Genomic DNA, 24,936 nt, shown 5'->3' on the forward strand with positions numbered 1-24,936 from the left:
AGGCAGTCGCCGACCATGAACGTCCGCCGCAGTGCCGCGGCTCTCGCCGCCATAGGCGTGCTGGCCGCAGCCGCGCCCGCCACGGCCGCCGAGACCGCCCCGTCCCCGAAGGCGACGGTCCCGGACGGGCTGTTCGGCAAGGCCGACCCCACGTACGACGGCGTCTGGCGCCAGTCCCTCGCCCTGCTCGCGCAGCACACCGTCGGCGAGAAGCCCGCGGACCAGGCCGTGAAGTGGCTGACCGGCCAGCAGTGCGCCGACGGCGGCTTCGCCTCCTTCCGCGCCGACACCGGCACGGCGTGCGGCGGCAAGGGCGCCCAGACGGACACCAACAGCACGGCCGCCGCCGTCCAGGCGCTCGCCGCGCTCGGCGGGCACGACGACGTGACCGGCAAGGCCGTGCGGTGGCTGAAGGACCAGCAGAACAAGGACGGCGGCTGGGGCTACTCCCCCGGCACCCCGAGCGACACCAACTCCACCTCCGTCGTGGTCGGCGCGCTGGCCGCCACCGGTACGAAGCCGGCCGAACTGCGCGGCAAGGGGAGGACCCCGGACGAGGCGCTGGCCTCGCTGGCCGTGCCCTGCGCCGAGAAGGGCGGCGGCGCGCTCGCCTTCCAGCCGGACAAGAAGGGCAAGCTGGAGGCCAACGCGGACGCCACGGCCGCCGGTGTGCTCGGCGCGCTCGGCAAGGGCTTCGTGGTGGAGCCCGGCAAGGCCCGCGACAAGGCGCCCGCCTGCGCCGCCGACGGCAAGGCGACCCCGGCCCGCCTGGCCGACAACGCCTCCGCCTACCTCATCGGCGCCGTCTCCAAGTCCGGCCACCTGATGTCCACGATGCCCGGTGCCGAGCAGCAGCCCGACTACGGCAACACCGCCGACACCGTGGTGGCGCTGGCCGCCGACGGCTGGACGGAGCAGGCGAAGGCCCCGTACGCCTGGCTGGAGAAGAACGCCTCGAAGTGGGCGGAGCAGAGCGGTCCGGCCGCCTACGCCCAGCTGATCCTGAGCGCGCACGCCGTCGGCGCCGACCCGCGCCACTTCGGCGGCACCGACCTGGTCCGGAGCCTGGACAAGCTGAGCACGGTCCCGGCGAAGCAGGCCGTCGCGCCGGAGAAGAAGGCCGCCGAGAAGTCCGGCAACAGCGTCTGGTGGATCATCGGTGTCGGCCTGGTCGCGGGCATCGGCGTCGGCTTCCTGTTCAGCGGCCGGAAGAAGAACCGCCCGTGACCTCGGTCCGCCGTGCCGCGGCCCTGCTGGTCGCGTCCCTCCTCGTGCTGGCCGCCGCCGCGCAGGCGCAGGCCGCCGGATACCGGTACTGGTCCTTCTGGGACCGCTCCGGCGACCGGTGGACCTACGCCACCCAGGGCCCGGCGATGGAGCGTCCCGACGACGGCGAGGTGCGGGGCTTCCGGTTCGCGGTCAGCGCGGACTCCTCGGACGCCCACCAGCCGCGCGGCACGGCGGACTTCGGCTCGATCTGCGCGAAGACGCCCGCGAAGGCGGGCACCAAGCGCGTCGCCCTCGTCCTCGACTTCGGCACCCCGGCCGACGCCCCGTCCGGGGAGACCCCGCCCGCCGAGCGCACGGTCTGCGCCCGTCTCGCCCCGGACGCGACGACCGCCGACGCCCTGGCCGAGACGGCCAAGCCCCTGCGCTACGACACCAACGCCCTGCTGTGCGCCATCGCCGGTTACCCGGCACGCGGCTGCGGGGAGCAGGTGGCGGCCGGGGAGAAGAAGTCCGTGCAGGCGCCTGCCGACGACGGCCCCTCCCTCGGCCTCCCGCTGGGCGTCGGCGTGGTCGTGGTGCTCGGCGGGGCGGCGTTCTGGCAGGCGCGGCGGCGCCGGAATGCCTGACACCGGCGTCCGCGCCGCCCGCACCACCGTGCCCGTCCGCAGCCGGGCGCGCTTCGAACTGCACCCCGGCGCCTGGTGGTTGTGGTCGCTTGGGCTCGGCACGGCCGCCACCCGCACCACCAACCCGCTGCTGCTCGCCCTGCTGATGGCGGTGGCGGGCTATGTGGTGGCCGTCCACCGCTCCAGCGCGCCCTGGGCCCGGTCGTACACGGCGTTCGCCAAGCTGGCCGCCGCCGTGCTGCTGATCCGGCTCGCGTTCACGGCCGTGCTCGGTTCGCCGGTGCCGGGTACGCACATCCTGTTCACGCTGCCCGAGATCCCGCTGCCCGGCTGGGCGCAGGGCATCCGGCTGGGCGGGCCGGTGTCGGCGGAGGCGCTGCTGTTCTCCGGCTACAACGGCCTGAAACTGGCCGCCCTGCTGGTCTGTGTGGGCGCCGCGAACGCCCTGGCCAGTCCGGCCAAGCTGCTGAAGTCGCTGCCGGGCGCGCTGTACGAGGCGGGGGTCGCGGTGGTGGTCGCGCTGACCTTCGCGCCGCATCTCATCGCCGACGTGCAGCGGCTGCGCGCCGCCCGCCGTCTGCGCGGGCGCCCGGACCGGGGGGTGCGGGGCCTGTTTCAGGTCGGACTGCCGGTGCTGGAGGGCGCGTTGGAGCGCTCGGTCGCGCTGGCCGCCGCGATGGACGCCCGTGGCTACGGCCGCACCGCCGAGGTGCCCGCGCCGGTGCGCCGTACGACGACCGCGCTCACCCTGGGCGGGCTGCTCGGGGTGTGCGCGGGCACGTACGGGCTGCTCACCGCCGAGGGCGGGGTGTACGGGCTGCCGTTGCTGCTCGCCGGGGCGCTGTCCGCGCTCGCCGGGCTGCGCCTGGGCGGCCGCCGCTCGCCGCGCACCCGGTACCGCCCGGCACCGTGGGGGGTGCGGGCGTGGCTGGTGGCGGGGTCGGGCGCGGCCGTCACCGCGCTGCTGACGCTGGCGGCGGTGCGCGAGCCGGGCGCGCTGAACCCCGGTGTCGTCCCGCTGGCCGCCCCCGCGCTGCCCCTGTGGCCCGCGGCCGCCGTGCTGCTGGGGCTGCTGCCCGTGCTCGTCGTACCCCAGGACCGCAAGGAGCCGTCGTGATCCGCTTCGAGGACGTCGCCGTCACGTACGACGGGGCGGCCGGACCGACCGTCCAGGGCGTGGACCTCGAGGTGCCCGAGGGGGAACTCGTGCTGCTCGTCGGGCCGTCCGGGGTGGGCAAGTCGACGATCCTGAACGCGGTCAGCGGCCTGGTCCCGCACTTCACCGGGGGCACCCTGCGCGGCCGGGTCACGGTGGCGGGCCGGGACACCCGCACCCACCAGCCGCGCGAACTGGCCGACGTGGTCGGCACGGTGGGCCAGGACCCGCTCGCACACTTCGTGACGGACACCGTGGAGGACGAACTCGCCTACGGCATGGAGTCGTTGGGCCTGCCCCCGGAGGTGATGCGGCGCCGGGTGGAGGAGACGCTCGACCTGCTGGGCCTCGCCGATCTGCGGGACCGTCCCATCGCCACGCTGTCCGGTGGTCAGCGCCAGCGGGTGGCCATCGGCTCGGTGCTCACCCCGCACCCCCGCGTCCTGGTCCTGGACGAGCCGACCTCGGCGCTCGACCCGGCGGCGGCAGAGGAGGTCCTCGCGGTCCTCCAGCGCCTGGTGCACGACCTGGGCACCACGGTCCTCATGGCGGAACACCGGCTGGAGCGGGTCGTCCAGTACGCCGACCAGGTCGTCCTGCTGCCCGCGCCGGGCACTCCCCCGCTGCTCGGCGCCCCGGCCGACATGATGGCCGTCTCCCCGGTGATCCCCCCGGTGGTCGAGCTGGGCCGCCTGGCCGACTGGAGCCCGCTCCCGCTGACCGTCCGGGACGCGCGGCGCCGGGCGGGCCCGCTGCGGGAGCGGCTCGCCGGATGCGAGCGGGACCTCCCCCCGGCCGCCGTCCCGGCACCCCGCCGCCGTTTCCGGCGCGCCGCCGCCCCCGCCGAGCCGCAGGTCGCCGAGGTCCGGGACCTCGCCGTACGCCGGGGCCGGGTCGACGCGCTGCGCGGTGTGGACCTCACCGTCGCCCCCGGCGAGACCGTCGCCCTCATGGGCCGCAACGGCGCCGGGAAGTCGACCCTGCTGGGCTCCCTGGTCGGGCTGGTCGCGCCCACCTCCGGTTCCGTCCAGGTCGGCGGGGCCGCCCCGCACCGGCTGAAGCCCGCCGAACTGGTCCGCCGGGTCGGCCTGGTGCCGCAGGAGCCGCGCGATCTGCTGTACGCCGACACGGTGGGCGCCGAGTGCGTCGCCGCCGACAAGGACGCGGGCGCCGCTCCCGGCACCTGCCGGGCCCTGGTGTCGGAGCTGCTGCCGGGCATCGGCGACGACACCCACCCCCGCGACCTCTCCGAGGGCCAGCGTCTCGCCCTCGCCCTCGCCGTCGTCCTGACGGCGCGCCCCCCGCTGCTCCTGCTGGACGAGCCGACGCGCGGCCTGGACTACGCGGCCAAGGCCCGCCTGGTCGCCGTGCTGCGCGGGCTGGCGGCCGAGGGGCACGCCCTGGTGCTGGCCACCCACGACGTGGAACTGGCCGCCGAGATCGCGCACCGGGTGGTGCTGCTGGCGGACGGCGAGGTGATAGCGGACGGCGCCACGGCCGACATCGTGGTGTCCTCGCCGTCCTTCGCCCCCCAGGTCACCAAGATCCTGGCCCCGCAGCCCTGGCTGACGGTCTCCGAGGTACGGAAGGCACTGGCATGAGCCGTACCGCCGTCCGGGCCGTCCGGCTCGGCCCCCGTTCCGTCCTCGCGCTCGTGCTGGTCGGCGCGGTGGGGGTGGCCGCGTTCGGGTGGCCGTTCCTCGCGCCGCCGGACTCGCAGGTCGGCGCGCACGCCGAGGACGCGCCCTGGCTGTTCGCGGGGCTGCTGGTGCTGCTGGTCGCGGTGGTGGCGGCGACCATCTCCGAGTCGGGGCTCGGCCCGAAGGCCGTCGCCATGCTGGGGGTGCTCGCGGCGACCGGTGCGGCCCTGCGGCCGATCGGCGCGGGGACGGCGGGCATCGAGCCGATGTTCTTCCTGCTGGTGCTCAGCGGGCGGGTGCTCGGCCCCGGCTTCGGCTTCGTGCTGGGCTCGGTGACGATGTTCGCGTCCGCGCTGCTGACCGGCGGGGTCGGGCCGTGGATGCCGTTCCAGATGCTGGCGATGGGCTGGTTCACCATGGGCGCGGGCCTGCTGCCGGGCGCCGTCCGCCTGCGCGGCCGGGCGGAGCTGGCGATGCTCGCCTGCTACGGCTTCCTCGCGGCCTTCGCCTACGGCACGATCATGAACCTGGCGGGCTGGCCCTTCATGGGCGCCATGGCGTCGAACATCTCCTTCGACCCGCACGCGGCGGTCCCCGCCAATCTGGCCCGCTTCCTCGCGTACTGCCTGGCCACCTCCATGGGCTGGGACCTGGGCCGGGCCGTCTGCACGGTCGTCCTCACCCTGACCCTCGGCCCGGCCGTGCTGCGCGCCCTGCGCCGGGCCACCCGCCGGGCCGCCTTCGAGGCACCGGTCACCTTCGACGCGCCCGGTGCGTGAGGCACCCCATATGACCGAGGTCACCTACGGTCTCACATAGTAGACCGCTACGCCCTTTATGCACCTTCTTGCAACCCCGCTGACCTGCACTTTGAGAGCCCAGTCACACGAGGAGGCGGCTTCGGCGGTCCGGCCGCAACTAGTAAAAGGGGGTATTGCGGACGTTTCGGAAGCTTGCTTCTCTGGAGCCCGTCGCCTGGCGCCACGGTCCTCACGGGTCGCGGCGCCGACGCATGCGGCCACCACGCGGAGCGTGCTGGGACGCGAACGGCGACCCATCGTCCCCAACGTAAGAGGTTCTCGTGTCGTTCTCCGCCATCCGCCGCATCGCTTCCCCGAAGAAGGCCCTCACCGTGGCCGCCCTGGCCGCCGGTGTCGCCGGTGTCGCGCTCGGCGCCGCCCCGGCCCAGGCCGCGACCGCCCCGTCGCCGTCCGCGGCGCAGTCCGTCGCGCACAAGATGATCCCGAACTCCGCGCAGTACAACGCGTTCAGCAAGATCGTCGAGCACGAGAGCGGCTGGAACGTCTCCGCCAAGAACAGCTCTTCCGGCGCCTACGGCCTGGTGCAGGCCCTCCCGGCATCCAAGATGTCCTCGGCCGGTGCCGACTGGAAGACCAACCCCAAGACCCAGATCAAGTGGGGCCTGGACTACATGAACTCCCGCTACGGCAGCCCCGTGCAGGCGTGGAACTTCTGGCAGGCCAACGGCTGGTACTGAGCCGCCCCCACACTCGGGCCGTTCCCCCACCGGACTCACCCGGCGCACGACCACCCGCGGTCGACGGCCCATCCCTCCTTTTCTTTCGCGTACCCCCTTTCTTTCGCGCACCCTCGCCACCGCTCGGCGAGGGTGCGCGCGCATGTCCGCACCCCCGTGGTCCACTGGTCCGGCCCCGCCCGCCCGACCGGAGGACCGGATGCCGACGACGACCGCTCCGGCGCCGGAGCCCCGGCAGCGCGGGATGCGGCTCCCGCTGGTCCTGCTGGTGCTGACCGTGGTGAGCGGGCTGATCGACGCGGTCGGCTATCTGGGCCTCGGCCGCGTCTTCACGGCCAACATGACCGGCAATGTGATCGTCCTCGGCTTCGCCGCCGTCGGCGCCCCCGGCTTCTCCGTACCCCTCACGGCCACCTCGCTCGGCTGCTTCCTGCTCGGCGCGGCGGCGGGCGGGCGGCTCACCTCCCGCGTCCGGCGCGCGACCCGGCTGCGCTGGACCCGGCTGACCCTGACGGCGGAAGCGCTGCTGGTCGGCGCCTCGGCAGCCGTCGCCTTCGCGTGGCCCGAGGAGCCGGGCACCCGGTACGCGCTGATCGCCCTGACCGCGCTCGCCATGGGCCTGCGCAACGCGACCGTCCGCGCGCTGGGCGTCCCCGACCTCACCACCACCGTGCTCACGATGACCCTGACCGGCCTGGCCGCCGAGTCCCGGCTCGGCAGCGGCACCGCGCACCGCTCCCCGCGCCGGACGGCCGCCGTGCTGGCCATGTTCGGCGGAGCCTGCCTGGGCGCCTGGCTGGTCCTCCACCACGGCCTGGGCATCCCGCTGCTGCTCGCGGCACTGGCCTCAGCGGCGCTGGCAGCCCTCGCCTCGGACCGCGACTGAGCCGGGGCCCTCGCGGACATAGACCACGACCTGCGCACCCCACACCCGGACCCGCGCGCACTCCCGGAAGTAGGCCGCCAGCGTCCGCCGCTTCACGGCCTCCCACGGAAAGGGGTCGAGCGGCTGGCCGTCGGGGTCCGTCAGGGCGAGCACCCGGTGCGTGGCCAGGAGGCGGGCCCGGATGGCGTCCGGCGGCAGCTCGGTGCCCTGGAGGGTGCGGGAGGCGGCCGGGGAGCGGGCGAGCGCCAGATCGTCGAGGCGGGCGTGGAGCGCGGGGTACGACAGCAGCCACTCGCGGCGCCGGGACGGCAGGAACAGGACCCCGTCACCGGGCCGCGCCAGCTCCCGCACGGTCCGGGCGACCGCGGCCACGTCGTCCTTACGGCTCTCCGGCGCCCGGACCGCGAGGGACGCGGGCAGCCACGCGGCGACCAGGGCGGCGGCCAGCAGACAGGCAGCGCCCTTGCGCGGGCCGGTCCCGAGCAGCCCCGGCAGCCGGTCCAGCGCCACCCCGCCGAGCAGGGCGAGCCCGGCCAGGGCGTAGAGGACGTACCGGTCGACATACCAGGGCCGCAGCAGCGAACCGGTGATCAGCAGGCCGGGCGGGACGATCAGCAGCGGCAGGGCGAGCGCGGTCACCGTGCGGTCGGCCAGGGCGTGTCCGCAAAGTAGCGCCGTCTGCCCGGAGGGCAGGGCTCGCGGCGTCTGGTGCGTGCGATCGCAAGGCGGAGGGTCGCCCTCGTACTGGGCGTACGAGGGCGATCCCGACAACGCGGCGAGCGTGCATGCCAGGCGTCGCGAGCCAGGCGGGACTTTGCGGACACGCCCTGGGACCGGGACCCGGCTCAGCAGCAGGCCCAGCGCGGACACGGCCAGGAACGACAGCCACATGGCGAGGCTCGGGCGGCCCAGCCAGCCGAGCTGCCGGTCCGCCTGCCCGGCGCTGACCACCACCAGCGGCCCCACCGCGACCAGCGCCCCGGCCGCCGCCACGGCCCACCGGCGCCACGGTGCCCCCAGCAGCCGCAGGGTCACCGCGTGGGCGCACAGCACCAGCGCGGCGAACTCGTGCAGCCAGCACGCCACGGCCAGCAGCACCCCGTACCCCACCCACCAGCCGCGCGCGGTGGAGCCGAGCCCGCGCAGGAAGAGGTAGGTCGCCCAGACGACACCGGCGGTGACCAGGGCGTACGACCGGCCCTCCTGCGCGTACTGCTGGGTCGCCGGTAGCAGGGCGAACAGCGTGCCCGCGAGGACACCGGTCCGGGGTCCGGCGAGCCGGGTGCCGAGGGCGCCGACCCCGGCGGCGGCGAGGGCGGTGGCCAGCACCGAGGGCAGGCGCAGCGCGGGGAGTCCGCCGTCCCAGAGGGCGAAGACGCCATGCATCAGTAGGTAGTACAGCCCGTGCACGGCGTCGATACGGCCCAGCAGCGCGAGGAGTTCGCCGAGGGGGCGGTGGGCGACCTGGTAGGTGACGGACTCGTCGCGCCACATGCTGTCGTGGCGGGTCAGGCCCCACAGTCCGAGGGCCGTCGCGAGGACGGCGGGCACGATAATCGGTGCCGTGGCGCGCCTGTCCGCAGCGCGGGATGGGGTGATCGGGGGGGCGAGGTCACGCGTCGGGGTGGGCACGGCCGGGCGGATCAGCCGGAGGTGACCGGCTGTTCCCGCTTCCGGGGCTGGCGCTGGCCGGGGGGCCGTCCGACCTCGCCGGTGTCGGCGGCGATCCCGCGCGGTCCGATCAGCGCGTACCCGACGGCGAGGCCGCCGCCCACCACCAGCGCTCCGCCGACCGCGTCCAGCACCCAGTGGTTGGCGGTGGCGACGATCGCGGTGAGGGTGAGCAGCGGGTGCAGCAGCCCGAGCGCCTTCATCCACCAGCGGGGCGCGAGCAGGGCGATGACCAGCCCGCACCACAGGGACCAGCCGAAGTGCAGCGAGGGCATCGCCGCGTACTGGTTGGTGATCTCGGTCATCGCGCCGTAGTCGGGGTTGGCGAGGTCCTGGGCGCCGTGCACGGTGTCGACGAAGCCGAGGCCCGGCATCAGGCGCGGCGGGGCCAGCGGGAAGAGCCAGAAGCCGATCAGCGCGAGCAGGGTGGTGAAGCCGAGGGAGGTGCGGGCCCAGCGGTAGTCGACCGGGCGGCGCCGGTAGAGGACGGCGAGGACGGTCAGCGGGACGACGAAGTGGAAGGACTCGTAGTAGAAGTCCAGGAACCCGCGCAGCCAGCCCACCTGGACGACCGCGTGGTTCACGGCGTGCTCGACGTCGATGTGCAGGAACCGCTCGGCGTGGAGCACCAGCCGCCCGTGGTGCTCGGCGGTCTCGCGGGCGAGTTCGTCGCTGCCGCCGGTCGCGGCGAGCCGTACCTGCTGGTAGGCGGCGTAGGTGACGCGGATGAGCAGCAGCTCCAGCAGCAGGTTGGGCCGGGTGAGCGAGCGGCGCAGGTACGGCAGCAGCGGTACGTGCCGCGGCCGGGCCGGGACCTGGCGGGCGTACTCGGTGGGTACCGGGGCGTCGTAATAGGGGGAGGTGCGGGACAGGAAGGGGACGGCGGTGGCGGCGGCCAGGGCCGCGAGGAGGACGAGGTTGTCCCGCAGCGGGTACATCACCGGGGTGTTCGGCAGCATCATCGTCGCCGGGAGGGTGGTCACCAGGACCACCGCGACCGGCCAGACGGTACGGTCGGCGGCCCGCGTGCCGACCCGGCCGACCACCGCGAGCAGCACCCACAGCAGCTGGTGCTGCCAGCTCGTCGGGGAGACGGCGACGGCCGCGCAGCCGGTGACGGCCACGGCGAGCAGCAGCTGTCCGTCGCGGGCGTAGCCCACGGCCCGGCGCAGCGCGAGGACGGCGACGGCGGCGCCGAGCAGCAGGAAGAGCGCGATCTCCAGCGGGCCGCTGAGCCCGAGCCGGAGCAGGGCGCCGTGCAGCGACTGGTTGGCGACGGCGTCGGCGCTGCCGCCGAGGCCGACGCCCGCCATGTGGTGCACCCAGTAGGTGAGGGAGTCGCCCGGCATCGCGGCCCAGGCGAGCAGGGTGCCTCCGGCGAAGGTGGCGGCGGCGCTCGACGCGGCCCGGCGGCGGCCGGTGAACCAGAGCAGCGGCGCGAAGAGCAGTACGGTCGGCTGGAGGGCGGCGGCCAGGCCGACCAGCACGCCCGATGGGCGTTCGCCGCGCACGGTGAAGCAGCCCAGCAGGACCAGCAGCACCGGGATCACGCTGGTCTGGCCGAGCCACAGGGTGCTGCGGACCGGCAGCGAGACCATGAGCAGGCTGATGGCGACCGGGGCGGCCAGCAGGGCGGTACGGCGCCCCACGGGCCGGGGCAGCGCGCGGGCGGCGACCAGGCCGAGGGCGACGACCAGCAGCAGGGTGCCGAAGGTCCAGCCCCAGCCGAGGGCCTGTTCGGCGGCGCGGGTGAGCGGCTTGAGGACCAGCCCGGCGAAGGGGGTGCCGGTGAACCGGGTGGAGTCGTACAGGGAGCCGTTGACGTGCAGGACGCCCTCCGGGCCGACCCAGGTCTCCAGGTCGGTGAGGCGCTGTCCGCTCGGGGTGGTGAGGACGACGGCCAGCTGCCGGACGGCGAGTATGGCGGCCACCGCCCACAGGGCGAGCCGTGCGGCGCGCAGCCGTGCTCCGGGTCCGGGTGCCGCCAGGGCGTCCGCCGGCCGTCCGCCGTGCTCCACGTCCACCACGCCTCGTGGCCTCCCGCCCCATCGCGTCACCTGAGGTCCGTCACCCATTTGTCCGGATGACGATAGTCCGAAGGAGGGGCGGTTTCCGCTTCATGGCGCGATATGGATCACATTTTTGACGGGGATCATGCTCGGCGAACGGGGCAGAAGTCCCTGCGTAGAGCTGGTTTCTTTGCAGAATGCAACGTTCCGCTCGCAGGACGTAAGGGGTCCAAACTCTCCTATCGTCTCTTTTCTGCCTGACGCACGTCATCGCCGTCGTCGTCCGGCGTTGCCCGTGTCCCCGTCGAAAGGCAGGCGAGTTCCGTTTTGGCCGCCACCGCTGTCAGTCCCCGTCCGAAGAACCTTCGGACCTCGAAGACCCAGGCAGAGCCGACGGTCACCGATCCCGCACTCGTCAAGCGTGCCGTCAAGGCGGCCGCGCTGGGCAACGCGATGGAGTGGTTCGACTTCGGCGTCTACAGCTACATCGCGGTCACCCTGGGCAAAGTCTTCTTCCCTTCCGGGAACGCGACTGCACAGCTCCTCTCGACGTTCGGCGCCTTCGCCGCGGCCTTCCTGGTCCGCCCGCTGGGTGGCATGATCTTCGGCCCGCTGGGCGACCGGGTGGGGCGCCAGAAGGTCCTCGCCGTCACGATGATCATGATGGCGGCGGGCACGTTCGCCATCGGCCTGATCCCGTCCTACGCCTCGATCGGCGTCGGCGCCCCGCTGCTGCTGCTGGCGGCCCGTCTGGTGCAGGGCTTCTCCACCGGCGGTGAGTACGCGGGCGCCTCGACCTTCATCGCCGAGTACGCCCCGGACAAGAAGCGCGGCTTCCTCGGCAGCTGGCTGGAGTTCGGCACGCTGGCCGGTTACATCGGCGGCGCGGGCCTGGTCACGCTGATGACCGCCCTGCTCTCCACCGACGACCTGCTCTCCTGGGGCTGGCGCATCCCGTTCCTGATCGCCGGTCCGATGGGCATCATCGGCCTGTACCTGCGGATGCGCCTGGAGGAGACCCCGGCGTTCGCCGCCGAGGTCGAGAAGGCCGAGACCAACCGGCCGAAGGTGCCGCTGCGCGAGATGGTCACGGGCCAGTGGAAGTCGCTGCTGCTGTGCATGGGCCTGGTGCTGGTCTTCAACGTCACCGACTACATGCTGCTGTCGTACATGCCGAGCTTCCTCACCAGTGAGCTGAAGTACGACGAGACGCACGGTCTGCTGGTCGTCCTCGGTGTGATGGCGCTGATGATGATCGTCCAGCCGTTCGCGGGCGCCCTGACCGACCGGGTCGGCCGCCGTCCGGTCATCGCCGCGGGCTGTGCGGGCTTCCTGTTCCTGTCGATCCCCGCGATCCTGCTGATCCGCCAGGGCAGCCTGCTCGCCGTCGCGCTCGGCATGGGCGCGCTGGGTCTGCTGCTGGTCTGCTTCACCGCGGCCATGCCCGCCGCGCTCCCGGCGCTCTTCCCGACCCGGGTGCGCTACGGCTCGCTGTCGATCGGCTTCAACGTCTCGGTGTCCCTGTTCGGCGGCACGACCCCGCTGGTGGTCACCGCGCTGATCGGCGCGACCGGCAACCTGATGATGCCCGCGTACTACATGATGGCGGCCGCCGTCATCGGTGGTTTCGCGGTGTGGCGGATGAGCGAGTCCGCCGGACGCCCGCTGCCGGGCTCGCCGCCCGCGGTGGAGGCCAAGTAAGCACAGAACTGGGCGCGGGAACCGTTCGTACGGTTCCCGCGCCCACTTCTGTCTTTCCGGGGCGCGGCGCTGGGACCATCCGGAGGGAGCACCATGGACCCTGGCAGAGGGCCTTGGGCAGACACTCGGGAAAGGCAGCACACGCATGAGCGAGTCGCAGCGGTGGGACGACGTCGACCTCTACTTCGCCAGCCGTCTCGCACCGGACGACGACGCGCTGCTGGCGGCCCTGCGCGACTCGGACGCGGCCGGGCTGCCGTCCATCGCGGTGACCTCCACCCAGGGCAAGTTCCTCCAGCTCCTGGCGCAGATCCAGGGCGCCCGGACGGTGCTGGAGATCGGCACCCTCGGCGGTTACAGCACCATCTGGCTGGCTCGCGCCCTCCCGGCGGAGGGCCGGGTGGTCACCCTGGAGCACAGCGCGAAACACGCCGACGTGGCCCTCCGCAACATCGCGCGGGCGGGCCTGGAGCGGATGGTGGACGTGCGGGTCGGCCCGGCCCTGGAGTCCCTGCCCCAGCTGGCCGACGAGAACCCGGCCCCCTTCGACCTGGTCTTCATCGACGCCGACAAGGCGAACAACCCGCACTACGTCGAGTGGGCGCTGCGCCTGTCCCGCACCGGCAGCCTGATCGTCCTCGACAACGTCGTCCGCGGCGGCCAGGTCACCGACGCCACCAGCACCGACCCCGCCATCACCGGCACCCGCACCGCCATCGACCTCATCTCCACCCACCCCCGCCTGACCGGCACCGCCCTCCAGACGGTGGGCGCCAAGGGCTACGACGGCTTCGCGCTGGCGCGGGTGGTGGAGTAGCCGGTTCACGCAGCCGGTTCACGCCTCGTGGTAGAAGCCCACGTTGACGCTGCGCGGGGCGGTGCGGTCCTGGACGACGACCTCGCCGGAGGCTCCCCGGGGGAGGCGGACCGTGCCGCCGTAGGGGACGGTCTGGGCGTATTCGCCGACCGTGAGACGGACCTCGGAGGAGGGGTCGGGCTGGGAGCCGTGCAGCCAGGAGAGCTGCCAGCCGCCGTCGGGGCCGCAGAGGAACTCCAGATGGACCCGGGAGACGAAGAGCCAGTCCTCCGGGGTGACCAGTCGGCACACGGCGCCGTCCCGGCCCACGCGCAGCGCGGCGCCCGGTTCGCTGGGCGCCTCGGCCATGGTCATGCCTGCCGTGGCACCCGCGTCCTCGCTCGAGACGGCGGCCATGGTGAGTTCGAGCACGCGAGTTCCCCCTGAAGCCTCCTGGTGCGGGCCCCAGATCGCCGCACCGCCGCCGCATGATAGAACGCCCGGCTCGCCCACGTCCGGCACAATGGGGGTCATGACCGAGCGAAAGCCACCGGGTGTCCCGTTCGAGTCCTGGGTCGACCACCAGATCAACGCGGCGCAGCGCCGCGGGGAGTTCGACGAGCTGCCCGGCACGGGCGAGCCGCTGCCCGCCGGACTGGACGGCGCGTACGACGAACTGTGGTGGGTCAAGCGGAAGATGGCCCGCGAGGGCCTGGCCGTGCTGCCCCCGTCGCTCGCCCTGCGCAAGGAGGCCGAGGACGCGCTCGCGGCGGCGTACGCGGCCCCCTCGGAGCGGCGCGTCCGGGAGATCATCACCGCGGTCAACGTCAAGATCCGGGACATGATGTTCCGGCCGCCGCCGGGCCCGCCGCTGGGGAAGAAGCCGTACGACGTGGACGAGGTCGTCGCCGAGTGGCGGCGCCGACGCGGCACCGGCGCCTGAAACCCGCTTGCCCGCGCCCCGCGCGCCCCGCTGGGATGGCCCGCATGACGACGTGGACCATCGCCCCGGAGCCGTACGACTCCCCCGTGGCCGCCGCCCTCTGGCGGGCCTACTACACCGAGGTCAGCGACCGCTGGTACCTCCTGCACGAGGGACACCGCACGGACCCGGCCGAGCTGGAGCGCGAGATCGCGGCCCGCACCGGCGCCGAACTCGCCCACCCGACCGGCGAGTTGCTGGTGGCCCGGTGCGACGGCGCCCCGGCCGGGTCGGCGGGCGTACGCCTCCTCGCCCCGGACACGGCGGAACTGACCCGCGTCTTCCTGTACGAGGACACGCGCGGCCGGGGCGGCGCCACCCCGCTGGTCCGCGCCGCCGAGGAGGCGGCCCGCGCGCTCGGCGCCCGCCGGATGATCCTGGACACCCGCACGGACCTGGTCGAGGCCCGCACCCTGTACGCCCGGCTCGGCTACACCGAGACGGAACGGCACAACGAGGACCCGTACGCCGAGCACTGGTTCACCAAGGACCTCAGCCCGGCCTCCGCACCTGCGGGCGCTCCCGCGCCGACCCGCACAGCTCGGCGGTGAGTTCCTTCACCAACTGCACCAGATCCGTGGGCCGTCCGGGCTCCCACCAGTCCCCCAGCAGCTCCGACAGGGAGTCCTCGCGGGCCTTCGCCAGCCGCTCGGCGACCTCCGCACCGGCCGGGGTGAGCGACAGCTCCAGCCCGTCGCGCGCGGCCAGCCGCCGTTCCTCGACCTGGCGGGCGGCGGCCAGCACCGTGCTGAGCGGGACGGGACAGCGCTCGGCGAGCATGTACGGCTCCACGCGGCCGTTCCTGCGCATCCGCAGCAGCATCCAGCTCGCGGCGGGCAGCAGGTCGTACCCGGCGCGGGCGGTGATCTCCTCGTAGATCTCCCGCCGCCCCTCGCGGGTGCCGAGCGTGGACAGGGCGCGGCACACCTCCTCGTAGGAGGAGCGGTGGACCGGGTTGGGCGGGATGGTCTCGGAGGCGTCCGGCGCGGTGACCGAGCCGCGCAGCGGGTCCTCCTTGAGGAACCAGGCCAGCACGAAACCGGCGAACGCGACCGGTGCCGCGTAGAGGAAGACGTCGGTGATGGACGAGGAGAAGGCGTGCAGCGCGGCCGGGCGCAGCGGGGGTGGCAGCGCGCCGATGCCGCGCGGGTCGGCCTCCAGCGCGTCGGGCGAGATGCCGGGCGGCAGCCGGACGCCCCGGAAGGCTTCCGTCAGCTTGTCGCCGAGGCGGCTGGAGAAGACGGTGCCGAAGATGGCGACGCCGAAGGAGGCGCCGATGGAGCGGAAGAAGGTCGCGCCGGAGGTGGCGACGCCGAGGTCCTGGTAGGACACCGCGTTCTGCACGATGAGGATGAGCACCTGGAGGACCAGGCCGAGCCCGAGGCCGAAGACGAAGAAGTACAGGCTCATCTCCAGCGTGGAGCTGCGTTCGTCGAGCTGGTGCAGCAGGAGCAGGCCGAGCGCGGTGACGGCGGTGCCCGCGACCGGGAACACCTTCCAGCGGCCGGTACGGCTGACGATCTGCCCGGAGACGGTGGAGGTCAGCAGCAGCCCGACCACCATCGGCAGCATGTGCACGCCGGACATGGTGGGCGAGATGCCGTGCACGATCTGGAGGAAGGTCGGCAGGTAGGTCATCGCGCCGAACATGGCGAAGCCGACGATGAAGCTGATCACGGCGGCGAGGGTGAAGGTGCGGATGCCGAACAGCCCCAGCGGGAGCACCGGTTCGGCGGCCCGCCGCTCCACCGCGACGAACGCGACGGCGAGCACCACGCCCACCACGGCCAGCCCGATGATCTGCGCCGACGCCCACGGCCAGGTCGTCCCGCCGAGCGAGGCCACCAGCACCAGACAGGTGGCGACGGAGGCGATCAGCAGGGTGCCGAGGTAGTCGATGGTGTGCCGTTCGGTGCGGCGCGGGATGTGCAGGGCGGTGGCGATGACGACGAGCGCGACGATGCCGATGGGCAGGTTGACGTAGAACACCCAGCGCCAGCTCAGGTGCTCGGTGAACAGCCCGCCGAGCAGCGGCCCGAGCACGCTGGTCGCACCGAACACGGCCCCGAAGAGCCCCTGGTACCGGCCGCGTTCACGGGGCGGGACGATGTCGCCGACGATCGCCATCGACAACACCATCAGCCCGCCGCCCCCGAGCCCCTGGAGCGCCCGGAACCCGATCAGCTCGGGCATGTTCCGCGCCATCCCGCACAGCGCGGACCCGATCAGAAAGATCACGATGGCCAACTGGAACAGCCGCTTCCGCCCGTACTGGTCCCCGAGCTTCCCCCACAGCGGGGTCGCCGCGGTGGACGCCAGCAGATACGCCGTGACGACCCAGGACAGATGGTCCAGCCCGCCCAGATCGCTCACGATCGTCGGCAGCGCCGTCGACACGATCGTCTGATCCAGCGCGGCCAGCAGCAGCCCGAGCAACAGAGCCCCGATGGAGACCAGCACATTCCCGCTCACGCGCTCACCCCGGCGCACCTCCTCGGCAGCGCCATGCGTATCCAGGGCCATGAAGACCTCCCGAGGCTCGGATGCCCGGCTTCCATGGTCGGCGGTGGGAGGGGTTATGGCCTGTCGGGGGCGGGGGCGGACGAAGCGTTCGGGGACGGGGGGACCGGGGGTACGGCAGGGCAGCCGGGCGTGGCTCGCGTACGGCCGTATGGGGGACGGGAAGCCGCGAGCACCGGGATGGAAGCGATCTTCGCCGCGTCCAGGTGCTCCCAGATCAGCCCGGACGGCCGGTGCGGCGAGGAGCAGGTGATGATCTCGTCCGGCGTCACGATCACATCGACGCCGACGTCGTGCAGGGTCGCGGGCAGCTCCTCGTCGAGGACCTGAAGCGGATGCACGGTGGTGACGACGACGGTGTGGTCACCGATGAGCCCTGCCTCGGTGAGGAAGGCGAACTCCAGGTCGGAGTAACCGGCGCCCTTGCCGATACGCACCCCGGCCCGGTTCACGGCGACGCTTCCCAGCACGACCATGTCCACGGGGCGCAGGGCGTCCACACCCACCTTGGGGGCGATGACGGCGGCGACCCGGCTGGAGGCCGCTTCCTCCGGCGGGACGGTCAGGGCCGTGGGGTCGAGCAGATAGAAGGGGTGGCGGTCGGCGAGCCTGGGCACGGCCATGAAGACGGTCTTGCCTTCGGCCAGCGCGAGCGCCCGCACCGGGAGCTGGGCCCTGTCGGGCACAGCCTTGATCACCCCGGCCTGCTTCCAGACGGCCAGCCCACCGAGCGCGGCAGCCGCCTCCCGCGACCCGACGAAGTCCGGGATGCGCCCGTACGCGGTGTCGTCACGAACGGCCCCACCCGCGTCCAGCGCGCCCCAGACGCGTTCACGCACGCGCTGCTTTTCGCGGTCCATGTCCGTGAACATGTGGTCGTCGGTCATGCCGCCTCCATCAACCGCCGCACGGGAGTGGACGCCGTCGCTCGGTGTCCACCACCGTCGAGCGACCCGTGGACCCTCTCGGACTCAGCCCACCGTGAGCTGAACCCGGCCGTCGGGCAGCGCCGTGACCCGCACCTCGGTCAGGTCCCGTACCGTCACGTCCGGCCCGTGCTGAGCGGCGCGTGGGCCCACGCCCACCACGCGCATCCCCGCCGCCCGGCCCGCCGCGATGCCCGCGCCGGAGTCCTCGAAGACCACGCAGTCGGCGGGGTCGATGCCGAGTTCCGCCGCGCCCTTGAGGAAGCCCTCGGGGTCGGGCTTGCTGGCGCCGACGGACTCGGCGGTGACGCGGATCGCGGGGAGGGGGAGCCCGGCGGCGGCCATGCGCGCGGTGGAGAGGGCCACGTCGGCGGAGGTGACCAGGGCGTGCGGGGTGCCGGTGAGGGCGGCGAGGAAGGCGGTGGCGCCGGGGACCTCGATCACGCCGTCCATGTCGGCGGTCTCCGCGGCGAGCATGCGGGCGTTGTCCGCGAGGTTCTGCTCGACCGGGCGGTCGGGGAGCAGCAGCGCCATGGAGGCGTGCCCCTGCCTGCCGTGCACGACGCTCATCACGTGGTCGCCGTCGAGCCCCTGGTCGGCGGCCCAGCGCCGCCAGATGCGCTCGACCACGGCATCGGAGTTGACGAGGGTGCCGTCCATGTCGAGCAGGAGGGCGCGGGCGGTGAGAACGACGGGTTCGGTGGCCATCGGCAGCTCCAAAGACGCGAGGCCCCCGTGGGAGGGGGCCCGGAAGGGGACAAGGCGGCCCCGCCCGCCGGTCAGGGGAAGCGGGCGGGAGCCACTTTGTTCCTCTACGGTACAAAACGCGGACCGCATCCCGCCACCACGCCTCCCGCGAGCCGGACCGGCCGGGCTCAGCCGACGATCGCCTCGTACAGGCTCCACACGCCGAGGCCGACCATCAGCAGGGCCGCGATCTGGGTGATCAGCCGCAGCGGCACCCGCTTCATCAGGGCCTTCCCGCCGACGATGCCGAGCCCGGCGACCGCCCACAGGCCGAGCACCGCACCGAGGCCGACCGACAGCGGGTCGTCGTAGCGGGCGGCCAGGTTGGCGGTCATGATCTGGGTGAGGTCACCGAACTCGGCGACCAGGATGAGCATGAAGCCCGTACCCGCGACCTTCCAGAAGGACTGGTCGGCGGGCTTCTTGATCTCCTCCTCGCCCTCGTCCCGCTTCAGCAGCAGCACGGCCGCGCCGCCGAGGAAGAGGACGCCGGTGAGGGCGTGCACGATCTGCTGCGGCAGCAGGGTCAGTACGCTGCCCGCCGCGACGGCCAGTACGACATGCACCAGGAAGGCCGCGGCGACGCCGACGAACACGTACGAGGCGCGGTAACGGGCGCCGAGGACGAGACCGGCGAGCGCGGTCTTGTCCGGCAGTTCGGCGAGGAAGATGACGCCGAAGACGAGCGCCGTCACGGTGATACTGATCAAGGTTCCTCAATCGGTCGGGCCACCCCACCGAGAGTCGCGCTGAGCAGCGCGTGAGACACCTCGGCACGGCAGCACACGGTCCACCCGCGCCTGGTGGCACGGGCGTGCACTGCTTGCCGAAGGTCTCGCTGGCGGGTCCCACGGGATTCCGCCTCCGGGCGCCGGCTCAGGCTCGCTGAGCAGTATGTCGACGGTCCGGCGAAGAGCTACTCCCCTTCTGCACCGTCCATCGTACGGGACGTGAAAGTTCCGTCGTGAACCTTGTCGTGTCATGAACGCGTCACTAGCTTCTAACCGGGCGCTCACCCCACCGCAACGCCGCCTGGCGAGCATTCCCCTGCCTGCCCGCCAACACTCCTACCCCACAAGGGAGTTCATATGTTCCGCATGTCCCGCTCGTCCCGGTTCTACGCGCGTCGACGGCTCGGCGTCGTCGCCGCGGCGACCTGTCTGCTCGCCTCCGCCGCCCTGCTCAACTCACCGAGCGCCTCGGCCGCCCTGCCCACCCCGGTCAGCGGCGCCACCGCCCGCAGCTACCTCTCGCAGCTCACCGTGGCCACCGAGAACCGCACCGGCTACAACCGGGACCTGTTCCCGACCTGGATCACGATCAGCGGCACCTGCAACACCCGCGAGTACATCCTCAAGCGGGACGGTACGAACGTCACCACCGACTCCGCCTGTGTGGCGACCGGCGGCAGCTGGTACTCCCCGTACGACGGCGCGACCTGGGGCGCGGCCTCCGACGTGGACATCGACCACCTCGTCCCGCTGGCCGAGGCATGGGACTCCGGCGCGAGCAAATGGACGACCGCGCAGCGCCAGGGCTTCGCCAACGACGTCACCCGGCCGCAGCTCCTCGCGGTCACCGACAACGTCAACCAGGCCAAGGGCGACCAGGACCCGGCCACGTGGATGCCGAGCCTCACCTCGTACCGGTGCACCTATGTCCGGGCGTGGGTGCAGGTGAAGTACTACTACAACCTCTCGGTGGACTCCGCCGAGAAGAGCGCGCTGACGAGCTACCTGTCGGGCTGCTGACGGCGACCCGCCCCGACGGCCCGCCCCGCCACCCGGCCGGGGCGGGCCGTCGGCGTTCCCGGGGGGGTCCCGCACGACTCTCGGGGGTTCTCCCGCGACTTCCGGGGGTCCACCCGTGCGACTTCGGCCTCACCCGTCACGATCATGGCTGAATGTTGAACTTGCAAGTATGAGTGAGGCATACCTAACCTAGGTCCTCGTTCGGTACCCGCCGCCCCACATCCGGCCCCGAAAGAGGAGACCTCCCCCCATGTCCGCACGCCTCAACGCCGCCCAGCCCTACGCGCTCGGGCTCTTCCGCATCGTCATCGGCCTGCTGTTCGCCGTGCACGGCGCCGCCTCGCTCTTCGGCGTCCTCGGCGGTGCCGCGGGCACCCACGGAGGCACGATCGAGGCGGGCACCTGGCCCGGCTGGTACGCGGCGGTGATCCAGCTCGTCGCGGGCGGCCTGGTCCTGCTGGGCCTCGGCACCCGCGGCGCCGCCCTGATCGCCTCCGGTTCGATGGCCTTCGCCTACTTCGACGTCCACCAGCAGGCGGCGTTCTGGCCCATCCAGAACGGTGGCGAGCTGTCGGTCCTGTTCTGCTGGACCTTCTTCCTGCTGATCTTCACCGGCTCGGGCGCCTTCGGCCTGGACCGCGTGGTGGCAGCCCGCCGGGTGACTCCGGCCGAGGAGCGGACGCGGGAGCCGATAGCGGCCTGAGGGTCGGGTACGACACATGGGGCGGGACCACATATGGTTCCGCCCCATGTGTGCTGTGCGGGCGGTGACGCCCCCCCCTCAGCCCAGCAGTCCCAGTACCTCCGCCGCCGCCCGCCGCGCCCTCCATATAGCCGTTCCACACATCCGCGGTCTCCGCGCCCGCCCAGTGGACGCGTCCGCAGGGCTCGGCGAGGGCATGGCCGCACTGGGTCCAGACGCCCGCGCCAAGGCGGCCGCCATAACAGCCGCGAGTGAACTCCTCGTCCATCCAGTTCAGTTCGGCGTAGTCCACCGGCTCGGCCGCCTCCGGGCCGAACAGTTTGACCAGCGCGGCCAGTGCCGCCGCCCGGCGCTCGGCGGCGGGCAGCAGGGCGGCGCGGCGGGCGTGGGCGCCCTCGAAGAAGCCGACCAGGACGCCCGAAGACCCCTCCGGCGGGGAGTTGTCCAGGGTGACGCCGAGTGCGTCGTCCAGGTCGATGGCCCCCTGGGCGCCAACATCATCGTCGACCCGCGTACCGCCCGGGCCCTCGGCGCGCGTCTGGACGACGTGCGGAGCGGCCGGGGTGTGGTGCACAACGCGCTGCTGCTGGACCAGGTGGAACGCACCGTCGTACGGGGGCCGTTCCGTCCGGCGCCGCGCACCCTACTTAGCGGGGGCCGGCCGCTGATGCCCAAGCCGCCATGGTTCGTGGACAACCGGACGGCGGCGACGACCGGACGCCGCCTCACCGCCTTCGCCGCGCGCCCGAGTTGGCGAGCACTGCCGGGCATCTTCGCGTCGGCGCTGCGCGGTTAGCCGGTGACCCAGCCGAAGGGCACGGTGAAGCAGGCGACACGGGTGGCGCCGTCGCCTAGCCGGTCCTGAATGACCACGGAGGCGGCCTCCCCGCGCCGTAGCCCCCAGGTGTGCCGGTCGCTCGCGGCGCCCGCGCCCTGGGCGTCGGTGGTGAAGTCGAGCCGGACCTCGTTGTCGTCGGGGGCGCCGGGCTGGTTCTCGTAGCGGGCACCGGAGTCGGCGGGGAGGGCGCCGCAGGGACGCTGGTGGACCGACGCCCCGAACGAGTGATGGGGGCGTACGCCGGTGATGAGCAGGTCGATGGTGGTGACACCGCCCGCGCCGGTGTGCTGGCGTACCCGGATGGAGGCGGCGGCCGGGACATAGGACTGGTCGTACGTCACCGCCGCGGAGGGGATGAAGGCGGTGGGCGGCGCGAACCGGCCCTCGGCGTCGACGGTGTAGCCGCTGGTGGTGCCGCCCAACAGCACCGCCGCCGCCACCACGCTCAGGGTTGCCAGCATGGAGCACACCTTCTTTCCCGTAGCCGTCGCCGAAGCCGTAGTCGCTCCCCACATGTTGGTAAGCGACATGAGACCCGGCCGCCTCATGGGCGCGCCGCATGGGTGAAACGCGGCCTATGGGGCGGTCCTTCACCCTGGTGACGTGAACATGTTGTGTTGATCACTTGGTCCCCCCATGAACCTCCTGTCACGGGTCAGGCGTACGCTGTATGGCTGTAATCGGGGGAACGACGGGGAGTCATCGTGCTGGAGAGCGTGGGGTCACTGACCGCCGGTCCATGGATCTACGCCGTGGTGGCCGTCTCGGTCCTGCTCGACGTCTTCCTGCCGGTGCTGCCCAGCGGTGTCCTGGTCATCGCGGCGGCCACCGCGGCGGCGGCCGGTACGGGCGCGGCGGCGGGCCAGGTCCCGCACGACGTGCCGGACATCCTGGTCCTGATCCTGCTGGCGACGACGGCCTCCGTACTGGGCGACCTGGTCGCGTACCGCCTCGCCTGGCGCGGCGGTGAGCGGCTGGACCGCGCCATCGCCCGCTCCCGACGGCTGACCAAGGCGCAGGAACGTCTCGGCGAGGCGCTGTCGCGCGGCGGCGGCGCCCTGGTCGTCCTCGCCCGCTTCGCCCCCGCCGGCCGCTCGGTCGTCTCCTTCTGCGCGGGCGCCGCCCACCGCCGCGCCCGCGACTTCGTCCCCTGGTCCGCCCTCGCGGGCCTCTCCTGGGCCGCCTACAGCGCCGCCCTCGGCTACTACGGCACCCGCTGGCTGGGCACAGCCTGGCTGGCGACGGCGGTCTCGGTGGCAGCCCTGTGCGGCGCGGGCGCCGTGGCGGCGTACTTCATGCGACGACAGCCCGCGGAGTCCTGAGCGGACACTCCGCGAACCGGGCCACGTCGGCGCACACGGGGCAGACGGACGCGACACCTATGCGGCTGGCTCCGGACGACCCGGAGCTACTCCTCCTCGTGGGCGTGCTTCAGCTTCGCGCGGGCCTGGACGCGGTCCGTGACGGCTACCTCGGTCCAGTAGCGGTGGCCGGTGATGAAGACGGACAGTTCGTGTTCGCGGCGGCGGAGTTTCTCCACCTCGGCCTGTTCGTCGGGGGTCCAGCCGGGGGACGCGGGGCGTTCGATCTTGCGCCAGCCGGTGTCGTCGGTGAAGCCGTCCAGCGGCACGACCGACCAGGGCAGCCGCTTGAGCAGGGCCGACAGCTCGGCCCTGATCTGATGCAGCTCCTCCTGCCCGGCGAGCAGGTCACTGGGGAATTCATGGGACGCAGGCACACGGCAATGGTACGCCTGTTCGATTTTCAGTGGCGAGCTTCGCCGGGCAGTTCATTCGAACGAGTGGCCTCAGCCGATGCCGCCGCCCAGCTCCTTCACCAACCGCGCCGCCACCGGCACCGCCACCCCGTGCCGGTCGGCCGCGCGCAGCAACGCCCCGCCGATCGCGTCGAGTTCGAGGGCCCGGCCCGCCTCCGCGTCCCGCAGCATCGAGGACTTGGCCGCCGCCGGGAACAGGTCGTAGCGGGCGAGGGACCCGGCCGGGTCCGTCGGGGCACCGCAGGCCCGGCCGACCGCCGCCGTCTCGGCCACCAGGGCCTCAAGCTCCGCGCGGTAGCGCGTGCGGATCTCACCGATCGGGACCCCGTACCGCGTCGTGAGCAGGGCGGCCGGGGCGAGGAACGCCATCTTGGCCCACAGGGCCGCCGTCTCGTCGTCCACCACCCGCGTCGTCACCCCGGCCGCCGAGAGGGCCGTCGCCAGGGCGTCCAAGCGGGGCCGTACCGTCGCCGCGCCCGCGAGGTCGACCTCGGCGAAGGGGCTGCCGTGTTCGATCACCACACCCTCGCCCGCCCCGGCCGGGGTACGCGTGGACTCGACGCGGATCGTCGCGGGAGCGACCAGCTCGGGCGCGTAGACGGTGCGCAGCCTCGCCGGGTGTTCGACGCCGTTCAGCAGCGGTACGACCAGGGCGTCACCCAGTACGGCGGGCGGTACGCGGGTCAGCGCCGCGTCCAGCGTCGTGTGCTTGACGGTGATCAGGCAGGCGTCGACGGGCTCGCGCAGCTCGGTGTCCGCCTCCACGGCCGCGCCGAAGTCCCCGAACTGCCCGCTGCGCACCTGGATTCCGTCCCGGCGCAGCACCTCCGCCGTACCCTCCCGCGCCAGGCAGATCACCCGGTGCCCGGAACGGGACAGCAGGGCGGCGAGCAGGCCGCCGACCCCGCCGGGGCCCAGTATCGCGATGGTGGGCTTGTTCGTCATGAGGTGTCCTCTCCATCGGTCGGCCCCGAGATCCGGTGGCCGCCTGGAGCGATCATCGTTCACGCGCGGCCCGGTGGGAGGAGACTTGACACATGTGCCGGAGTATCAAGACGTTGCGGCCGCCCGTGTTGCCCGGTGAGGCCACCGAGGACGACATCCGCGCCGCCGCGCTGCAGTACGTACGCAAGGTCTCGGGCTTCCGGGCCCCCGCCGCCCACAACCGCGAGGCGTTCGATCGCGCCGTGGACGCCGTCGCCCGGGCCACGGCGGAGCTGCTGGACACCCTGGAGGTGCGGGGGCGGCCGGTACGGGAGGAGCCGGTCGGCGGACGACCATGAAAAAACGGCCCCCCGGACACTCCCGGAGGGCCGTCGCAAGCCTCTGACCTGCCACTTCTCACTGTGGGCGCGGACGGTTTCGAACCGCCGACATCCTGCTTGTAAGGCAGGCGCTCTACCCCTGAGCTACGCACCCGTGGTCCGGGCGCGTGGCCGGGACGAGTCGACAGCCTACCTTGCCCCGGCCGGTGTCCCG

General features: G+C 73.1%; 27 protein-coding genes and 1 tRNA gene. 16 read left to right on the plus strand and 12 right to left on the minus strand.

The features are described from left to right. The first annotated feature begins 15 nt into the window (after positions 1-15). From ACI2LY_RS16255 to ACI2LY_RS16285, 7 genes are all read left to right on the plus strand, one after another. Complete coding sequence (locus ACI2LY_RS16255) at positions 16-1,227, plus strand: prenyltransferase/squalene oxidase repeat-containing protein (protein ID WP_404707701.1); 1,212 nt, start codon at positions 16-18, stop codon at positions 1,225-1,227. Beyond that, complete coding sequence (locus tag ACI2LY_RS16260) at positions 1,224-1,856, plus strand: SCO2322 family protein (RefSeq protein ID WP_404707702.1); 633 nt, start codon at positions 1,224-1,226, stop codon at positions 1,854-1,856. The genes ACI2LY_RS16255 and ACI2LY_RS16260 overlap by 4 nt, the downstream gene beginning before the upstream one ends. After that, complete coding sequence (locus ACI2LY_RS16265; protein ID WP_404707703.1) at positions 1,849-2,973, plus strand: energy-coupling factor transporter transmembrane component T; 1,125 nt, start codon at positions 1,849-1,851, stop codon at positions 2,971-2,973. Before ACI2LY_RS16260 ends, ACI2LY_RS16265 begins: the two co-directional genes overlap by 8 nt. Beyond that, positions 2,970-4,613: an ABC transporter ATP-binding protein gene (locus tag ACI2LY_RS16270; RefSeq protein ID WP_404707704.1), complete on the plus strand. Its 1,644-nt coding sequence runs from the start codon at positions 2,970-2,972 to the stop codon at positions 4,611-4,613. Before ACI2LY_RS16265 ends, ACI2LY_RS16270 begins: the two co-directional genes overlap by 4 nt. Then, entirely contained in the window at positions 4,610-5,431 is an 822-nt protein-coding gene (locus tag ACI2LY_RS16275) for an ECF transporter S component (protein WP_404707705.1), read from the plus strand. Before ACI2LY_RS16270 ends, ACI2LY_RS16275 begins: the two co-directional genes overlap by 4 nt. Positions 5,432-5,733: 302 nt before the next feature. Then, positions 5,734-6,150 (plus strand): transglycosylase SLT domain-containing protein, encoded by a 417-nt coding sequence (locus tag ACI2LY_RS16280; protein ID WP_404707706.1) that lies wholly within the window; start codon positions 5,734-5,736, stop codon positions 6,148-6,150. Positions 6,151-6,349: 199 nt separating this feature from the next. Beyond that, positions 6,350-7,036: a YoaK family protein gene (locus tag ACI2LY_RS16285; protein ID WP_404708154.1), complete on the plus strand. Its 687-nt coding sequence runs from the start codon at positions 6,350-6,352 to the stop codon at positions 7,034-7,036. Here ACI2LY_RS16285 and ACI2LY_RS16290 read toward each other — a convergent pair. Both ACI2LY_RS16290 and ACI2LY_RS16295 read right to left on the minus strand, forming a co-directional pair. Further along, the gene (locus ACI2LY_RS16290; RefSeq protein WP_404707707.1) at positions 6,998-8,587 is read right to left on the minus strand and encodes a glycosyltransferase family 39 protein; all 1,590 of its coding nucleotides are present in this window, start codon (positions 8,585-8,587) and stop codon (positions 6,998-7,000) included. The genes ACI2LY_RS16285 and ACI2LY_RS16290 overlap by 39 nt on opposite strands. A 92-nt stretch (positions 8,588-8,679) precedes the next feature. Then, complete coding sequence (locus ACI2LY_RS16295) at positions 8,680-10,734, minus strand: bifunctional glycosyltransferase 87/phosphatase PAP2 family protein (protein WP_404707708.1); 2,055 nt, start codon at positions 10,732-10,734, stop codon at positions 8,680-8,682. Positions 10,735-11,043: 309 nt separating this feature from the next. Here ACI2LY_RS16295 and proP point away from each other — a divergent pair, with 309 nt between their 5' ends. Continuing rightward, complete coding sequence (proP, locus tag ACI2LY_RS16300) at positions 11,044-12,417, plus strand: glycine betaine/L-proline transporter ProP (RefSeq protein ID WP_404707709.1); 1,374 nt, start codon at positions 11,044-11,046, stop codon at positions 12,415-12,417. A gap of 145 nt (positions 12,418-12,562) precedes the next feature. Further along, on the plus strand, positions 12,563-13,234 hold the full coding sequence (locus ACI2LY_RS16305; protein ID WP_404707710.1) for an O-methyltransferase: 672 nt from the start codon (positions 12,563-12,565) through the stop codon (positions 13,232-13,234). Between the two features lie 18 nt (positions 13,235-13,252). Here the strand turns inward: ACI2LY_RS16305 and ACI2LY_RS16310 are convergent, their stop codons facing one another. Beyond that, positions 13,253-13,645 carry a hypothetical protein gene (locus ACI2LY_RS16310; RefSeq protein WP_404707711.1) on the minus strand — a complete coding sequence of 131 codons (393 nt, stop codon included), beginning with the start codon at positions 13,643-13,645 and terminating at the stop codon, positions 13,253-13,255. 100 nt (positions 13,646-13,745) lie between these two features. Between ACI2LY_RS16310 and ACI2LY_RS16315 the strand changes: the two genes are divergently transcribed. After that, positions 13,746-14,156 (plus strand): DUF1992 domain-containing protein, encoded by a 411-nt coding sequence (locus tag ACI2LY_RS16315; RefSeq protein ID WP_393911027.1) that lies wholly within the window; start codon positions 13,746-13,748, stop codon positions 14,154-14,156. A gap of 44 nt (positions 14,157-14,200) precedes the next feature. Next, the gene (locus tag ACI2LY_RS16320; protein ID WP_404707712.1) at positions 14,201-14,746 is read left to right on the plus strand and encodes a GNAT family N-acetyltransferase; all 546 of its coding nucleotides are present in this window, start codon (positions 14,201-14,203) and stop codon (positions 14,744-14,746) included. Here the strand turns inward: ACI2LY_RS16320 and ACI2LY_RS16325 are convergent. From ACI2LY_RS16325 to ACI2LY_RS16340, 4 genes are all read right to left on the minus strand, one after another. Continuing rightward, entirely contained in the window at positions 14,688-16,775 is a 2,088-nt protein-coding gene (locus tag ACI2LY_RS16325; RefSeq protein WP_404708155.1) for a DHA2 family efflux MFS transporter permease subunit, read from the minus strand. The genes ACI2LY_RS16320 and ACI2LY_RS16325 overlap by 59 nt on opposite strands. After that, the gene (locus tag ACI2LY_RS16330; protein WP_404707713.1) at positions 16,772-17,602 is read right to left on the minus strand and encodes a 5-formyltetrahydrofolate cyclo-ligase; all 831 of its coding nucleotides are present in this window, start codon (positions 17,600-17,602) and stop codon (positions 16,772-16,774) included. Before ACI2LY_RS16330 ends, ACI2LY_RS16325 begins: the two co-directional genes overlap by 4 nt. Positions 17,603-17,686: 84 nt before the next feature. After that, the gene (locus tag ACI2LY_RS16335; protein ID WP_404707714.1) at positions 17,687-18,349 is read right to left on the minus strand and encodes an HAD-IA family hydrolase; all 663 of its coding nucleotides are present in this window, start codon (positions 18,347-18,349) and stop codon (positions 17,687-17,689) included. Positions 18,350-18,516: 167 nt separating this feature from the next. Further along, complete coding sequence (locus ACI2LY_RS16340; RefSeq protein WP_388993009.1) at positions 18,517-19,098, minus strand: TMEM165/GDT1 family protein; 582 nt, start codon at positions 19,096-19,098, stop codon at positions 18,517-18,519. A 387-nt stretch (positions 19,099-19,485) separates the two neighbouring features. Here ACI2LY_RS16340 and ACI2LY_RS16345 point away from each other — a divergent pair, with 387 nt between their 5' ends. Both ACI2LY_RS16345 and ACI2LY_RS16350 read left to right on the plus strand, forming a co-directional pair. Further along, positions 19,486-20,139: an HNH endonuclease family protein gene (locus ACI2LY_RS16345; protein ID WP_404708156.1), complete on the plus strand. Its 654-nt coding sequence runs from the start codon at positions 19,486-19,488 to the stop codon at positions 20,137-20,139. Between the two features lie 250 nt (positions 20,140-20,389). Next, the gene (locus ACI2LY_RS16350) at positions 20,390-20,842 is read left to right on the plus strand and encodes a DoxX family protein (protein WP_404707715.1); all 453 of its coding nucleotides are present in this window, start codon (positions 20,390-20,392) and stop codon (positions 20,840-20,842) included. Here the strand turns inward: ACI2LY_RS16350 and ACI2LY_RS16355 are convergent. Continuing rightward, positions 20,748-21,416: an FAD-dependent oxidoreductase gene (locus ACI2LY_RS16355; RefSeq protein WP_404707716.1), complete on the minus strand. Its 669-nt coding sequence runs from the start codon at positions 21,414-21,416 to the stop codon at positions 20,748-20,750. The two genes, ACI2LY_RS16350 and ACI2LY_RS16355, sit on opposite strands and share 95 nt — an antisense overlap. Between ACI2LY_RS16355 and ACI2LY_RS16360 the strand changes: the two genes are divergently transcribed. Continuing rightward, positions 21,408-21,638, plus strand: coding sequence for a hypothetical protein (locus ACI2LY_RS16360; RefSeq protein ID WP_404707717.1), 231 nt, complete (start codon positions 21,408-21,410; stop codon positions 21,636-21,638). The two genes, ACI2LY_RS16355 and ACI2LY_RS16360, sit on opposite strands and share 9 nt — an antisense overlap. Here the strand turns inward: ACI2LY_RS16360 and ACI2LY_RS16365 are convergent. After that, complete coding sequence (locus tag ACI2LY_RS16365) at positions 21,635-22,141, minus strand: superoxide dismutase family protein (RefSeq protein WP_404707718.1); 507 nt, start codon at positions 22,139-22,141, stop codon at positions 21,635-21,637. The two genes, ACI2LY_RS16360 and ACI2LY_RS16365, sit on opposite strands and share 4 nt — an antisense overlap. A gap of 243 nt (positions 22,142-22,384) precedes the next feature. On the opposite strand from ACI2LY_RS16365, the gene ACI2LY_RS16370 reads away from it, so the two are divergent. Then, positions 22,385-23,002 carry a DedA family protein gene (locus ACI2LY_RS16370; RefSeq protein WP_404707719.1) on the plus strand — a complete coding sequence of 206 codons (618 nt, stop codon included), beginning with the start codon at positions 22,385-22,387 and terminating at the stop codon, positions 23,000-23,002. An 86-nt stretch (positions 23,003-23,088) separates the two neighbouring features. On the opposite strand, the gene ACI2LY_RS16375 is transcribed toward ACI2LY_RS16370, so the two are convergent. After that, positions 23,089-23,418 (minus strand): hypothetical protein, encoded by a 330-nt coding sequence (locus ACI2LY_RS16375; RefSeq protein WP_404707720.1) that lies wholly within the window; start codon positions 23,416-23,418, stop codon positions 23,089-23,091. A 69-nt stretch (positions 23,419-23,487) separates the two neighbouring features. Then, the gene (locus ACI2LY_RS16380) at positions 23,488-24,402 is read right to left on the minus strand and encodes a ketopantoate reductase family protein (RefSeq protein WP_404707721.1); all 915 of its coding nucleotides are present in this window, start codon (positions 24,400-24,402) and stop codon (positions 23,488-23,490) included. A gap of 92 nt (positions 24,403-24,494) precedes the next feature. Here ACI2LY_RS16380 and ACI2LY_RS16385 point away from each other — a divergent pair, with 92 nt between their 5' ends. Continuing rightward, positions 24,495-24,740 (plus strand): DUF2277 domain-containing protein, encoded by a 246-nt coding sequence (locus ACI2LY_RS16385; protein WP_404707722.1) that lies wholly within the window; start codon positions 24,495-24,497, stop codon positions 24,738-24,740. Positions 24,741-24,804: 64 nt separating this feature from the next. Here the strand turns inward: ACI2LY_RS16385 and ACI2LY_RS16390 are convergent. Further along, positions 24,805-24,876: transfer RNA gene (locus ACI2LY_RS16390), tRNA-Val, on the minus strand. Positions 24,877-24,936: the final 60 nt, after the last annotated feature.

It is taken from the genome of Streptomyces sp. NPDC002176 (assembly GCF_044903645.1).
GTDB lineage: Bacteria > Actinomycetota > Actinomycetes > Streptomycetales > Streptomycetaceae > Streptomyces.